Raw genomic sequence first — 3,889 nt, 5'->3', positions numbered from 1 at the left:
GGCTCAATTGTTCTAAATGTTCATCATATAAACGCAGCTCCATTCGGCCAGAACGATCATCTAATGTTACAAAAGTCATTTTGAGACCTTTTTGATTGAATTTACTACGGATGCCGATGACTAATCCTGCGATAGTGGATTCAGGCTCTTTAGCGCGCGCGATTCTATAAGGTGGTTCTGGCATGCCAAGAATTTCACCAATCGGGTGTGTCGTGATAGATTTCAATTCTTGGCGATAACGATTAATGGGATGTGTTGTGAGATAAAATCCTAATGTATCACTTTCGTTTTCTAGTAAAACACGTTCAGGCCATGCGTCAGCTTCTGTTAAATGAGATTGAGTTAAAGTATCTTGTGTTGTATCGCCACCAAATAATCCAAATAGATCCTCTTGCCCTGAATTTAAATTACGTAAATGTTGCTCTGCTGCATGAATAGCTTCAGGTAAAGTTGCTAATAAATTTGCTCGGAATTGGCATCTTTCAGGAATAGTCAGAGGTTTTGATGACAAATCATCTAAAGCGCCTGCTTTAATTAAGATTTCAATCACGCGACGATTCATTTTTGATAAGTCAACTCGACGACAAAAATCAAATAGATCTACATAACGGCCATTGTTCTGCATTTCTTCTATGGCTTGTAAGGCTGCGGCTTCACCAACACCTTTGATCGCACCTAAGCCATAAATGACTTCACTTTTATGATTAACCGTAAATTTATAATGAGAGAGATTAATGCTAGGTGGTAAAACTGTGAGCTTCATATCTTCACATTCTTCGATGAATGTGACGACTTTTTCAGTATTATCCATGTCAGAAGATAGTACAGCTGCCATAAATTCAGCAGGGTAATGAGCTTTCAAATATGCTGTTTGATAAGAAACTAAAGCGTAAGCAGCAGAGTGAGATTTATTGAAACCATAGCCTGCGAATTTTTCCATCAAGTCAAAGAGCGCACCAGCTTTTTCTTTATCAAAGCCCAGCTCTTCTGCACCTTGCATGAATAAGCCACGTTGTTTTTCCATCTCTTCAGGGAGTTTTTTACCCATTGCACGACGCAATAAGTCAGCACCGCCCAATGTATAGTTACCAATAACCTGTGAAATCTGCATAACTTGTTCTTGGTAAACGATAACACCATACGTTGGAGCTAATACAGTCTCCAATTCAGCAAAAGGGTATTCGATTTCTGCACGGCCATGTTTACGGTTGATAAAGTCTTCCACCATTCCTGATTCCAACGGACCTGGGCGGAATAGTGCAACTAAAGCTATGATATCTTCAAAGTTATCGGGTTGTAAACGGCGAATCAAATCTTTCATGCCGCGAGATTCTAGCTGGAATACAGCTGTTGTTTTACAAGATTTTAAAAGATCAAATGCAGGTTTGTCATCCAATGGAATATCTAGGATATTAATATCAAGATTATGTGTTTGTTTGATATTTTGAATGGCCCAGTTAATGATGGTAAGGGTTCTTAATCCTAAGAAGTCAAACTTCACTAATCCTGCGGATTCAACGTCACTCTTATCATATTGAGCAACCAGTGCTTCGCTACCTTCTTCGCAATATAGTGGTGAGAAGTCTGTAATAGTCGTGGGAGAAATAACAACACCACCTGCATGGCGCCCTACGGATTTGGTTAAACCTTCCAATTGTTTTGCATAGTTGATGAGCTCTTTCACTTCTTCATCATTTTCATAAAGATCGTGTAATTCAGGCTCTTGCATTAAGGCTTTTTCTAATGTAATGCCTAAATCAAAAGGAATTAGCTTAGCAATGCGATCCACAAAACCATAAGGGTGACCTAATGCACGGCCAACGTCACGAATCACAGCTTTTGCTGCCATTGTGCCATGGGTTGCAATTTGTGACACCGCATCACGACCATATTTTTCAGCGACATATTCAATCACACGATCACGACCTTCCATGCAGAAGTCGACGTCGAAGTCAGGCATGGAAACGCGTTCAGGATTCAAGAAACGTTCAAAAAGTAGATCATAGGGTAATGGATCTAAGTCTGTAATTTTTAATGCCCAAGCTACTAATGAGCCTGCACCCGAACCGCGGCCAGGGCCAACAGGAATATCATGATCTTTAGACCATTGAATAAAGTCTGCAACAATTAAAAAGTAACCTGGAAAGCCCATATTAATGATGACATTAAGTTCAATTTCTAAACGTTCTAGATATTTTGCTTGCTCAGGGTGATCAGTGCCAATGCGGTCTTTTAAGCCTTCATGAGATAAGTGACGGAAGTATTCATCCATCGTCATGCCATCAGGAATAGGGAAGTTTGGTAAGCAAGGTTTATAAAGAGATAATTCAACAGTGCAACGCTTAGCAATTTCAACAGTATTTTCAATGGCTTCAGGAATATCTTTAAACAACTCAATCATTTCTTCTGGTGATTTGAGATACTGTTCTTCACTATATAATCGCGGGCGCTTAGGATCAGAAATGACATTCCCTGCTTGAATGCATGAACGAATTTCATGTGCATCAAAATCGCTTTTATCTAGGAATCGTACATTATTAACAGCAACTAATGGCAGGTTTTTAGCCAATGCAAATTGTTTTGCAGTTGTGATGAATGCTTCATCATTTTCTTGTTGTGTTCTTGATAAACCTAAATACAAGCGATCTTGGAATATTTCAAAAGGTTTAAGTGATTCGCCCCAATCATCCTCTTTGCGTGTTAATAATGTTGTGCCTATTGGGCTGTCTTTGCCAGCGATGACGATTATACCCTTATGGTATTGTTGTAACCAATCATAAGTAATATGTGGAACACCGCGCTCTTGTCCATGACGGTACCCTTCACTCAATAGATTTGATAGGCTAAGATAACCGTCCATATTTTGAGCAAGTAGGGTAATTTTACCGATCGTTTCATGACTGTCTTTTATGTAACATTCTGCTCCGATAATAGGTTTAATCCCATTTTTTAGTGCTGTTTCATAAAATTTTATAACGCCAAATGCATTGCCAATATCGGTAATTGCAACAGATTCAGCGCCTTGATCCTTGAGTTTGCCAAATAAAGGTTTGATTCGAATTAAGCCATCGGCAATGGAAAATTCTGTATGAAGATTTAAATGGACAAAACGCATGTGAATCCTTCGTCATGTGATGGTGAAAATTAACCATTATATCATGAGGGAAGGGTTCACGGTTTAACAAAAAGGAAGTGCTTATGCTGCAGCCATTAAGGGGCCCATTCTATTACGCATTGCATGTTGTAAAGCAGCAAATAAAATTGCATGGTGAATGCGTTGTTTTTTGAAACGGAAAGTTTGCATGGCTTCTTTGGCATGATAATGGCTTTTGCGCATTAATTCTGCAATAGATATAGCTTTAAATTGCTCGCTCATCAAAATTGCACTACGGACAATATCATCTTTTTCTTGTTGTGAAAGAGAAATAAATAATTGCTGAAAATGTTCTTGCTTAATCATATTTGTCACCTTAAGTTCTCGTTGTTAGTGATATAACTTAATTATAACTTTAGTTATAAAAGTGTCAAATTATTTTGCATAAAAAGTTATAAATATTGCTATAAAAATATTTGTATTTTTAATAATTCTTTTTTATCAATGGATTATAAATTTATTTTTCAGTTTTAAAATTACTTTAAGTTATGATTTAGGTTATAAAAATGCCCCAAGATATTTTTATCATGGGGCATTAGACAGAAATCTTTGATTAAAAATTAATTACATAACAGTTGAATACCAAAATACGCGGCCAATCACTTCAACTTGTTCTAAGGAAACATCAAATGCTGGGTATTCTTCACGGTTATAAGATTCTACAGTAATGATACTGCCTGTTTTATGTTTAAGGCGTTTCATTTGTAATAAGCCATCATTGTTTATGGCATAAAC

At 37.3% G+C, this 3,889-nt stretch carries 3 protein-coding genes; all 3 read right to left on the bottom strand.

Annotated features, from left to right (window positions below):
- Positions 1-3,115: DNA polymerase III subunit alpha (gene dnaE, locus BZK14_RS04490; protein ID WP_077925374.1), on the bottom strand; the 3,115-nt coding region annotated here is incomplete at its 3' end.
- A gap of 81 nt (positions 3,116-3,196) precedes the next feature.
- Positions 3,197-3,460, bottom strand: coding sequence for a hypothetical protein (locus tag BZK14_RS04485; protein ID WP_077925373.1), 264 nt, complete (start codon positions 3,458-3,460; stop codon positions 3,197-3,199).
- Positions 3,461-3,718: 258 nt separating this feature from the next.
- Positions 3,719-3,880, bottom strand: coding sequence for a hypothetical protein (locus tag BZK14_RS13475; RefSeq protein WP_281249070.1), 162 nt, complete (start codon positions 3,878-3,880; stop codon positions 3,719-3,721).
- Positions 3,881-3,889: the final 9 nt, after the last annotated feature.

Origin of the sequence: Wohlfahrtiimonas larvae (genome assembly GCF_002006755.1) — a bacterium.
GTDB classification, from domain to species: domain Bacteria; phylum Pseudomonadota; class Gammaproteobacteria; order Cardiobacteriales; family Wohlfahrtiimonadaceae; genus Wohlfahrtiimonas; species Wohlfahrtiimonas larvae.
Note: the sequence above shows the minus strand (reverse complement) of the source record. Positions and strands in the feature narration are given on the sequence as shown.

Excerpts from the sequence above, each read along its gene's own strand:
- BZK14_RS04485 (WP_077925373.1), bottom strand. The coding sequence starts at position 3,460 with ATGATTAAGCAAGAACATTTTCAGCAATTATTTATTTCTCTTTCACAA.